The sequence below is a fragment of the Salmonella sp. SAL4457 genome, assembly GCF_046548235.1.
In the GTDB taxonomy this organism is placed as follows: domain Bacteria; phylum Pseudomonadota; class Gammaproteobacteria; order Enterobacterales; family Enterobacteriaceae; genus Salmonella; species Salmonella enterica.
In genome coordinates, this window is sequence record NZ_JBGDZO010000050.1 from 1 (window position 1) to 491 (window position 491).

At 64.4% G+C, this 491-nt stretch carries 1 protein-coding gene; it reads right to left on the bottom strand.

Features of this window, described 5'->3' with window-relative positions:
- Positions 1-42: 42 nt before the first annotated feature.
- On the bottom strand, positions 43-491 hold a 449-nt coding region (locus tag ACLJNW_RS23155; protein ID WP_410961079.1), incomplete at its 5' end, for an EAL domain-containing protein.

Sequence of the window (491 nt, forward strand, 5' to 3'; positions counted from 1 at the left end):
GCTCTAACCGACTGAGCTATAGGCCCCCAGAAGGTCGGCGGATTATACCGGCGCTTCTCGGGGAGCGCCAATCGGCTGGCGCGGTTTGAGGAATTTGCTGTCGAACAGCTCGGCGGGCAGCGGCGGACTGAGGACGAAGCCCTGGATCTGCTCGCAGCCTTCGTGGGTGAGGAAGCTCTGCTGACCTTCGGTTTCCACGCCTTCGGCGATCACCGTGAGCTGCATGCTGCGGCCGAGGGCGATGATGGCGCGGGTGATGGCGGCATCGTGGGGATCGTCGGGAAGGCCGCGGATGAACGACTTGTCGATCTTCAGGATGTCCAGCGGCAGGCGCTTGAGGTAGCTGAGCGAGGAGTAGCCGGTGCCGAAGTCGTCGATGGAGATGCCGACGCCCATCGCCGACAACTGCTCGAGGATCACCAGGCTGGCATCGGCATCGCGCATGGCGGTCGATTCGGTCACCTCGAGGATCAGGTGGCTGGGCTCCAGGC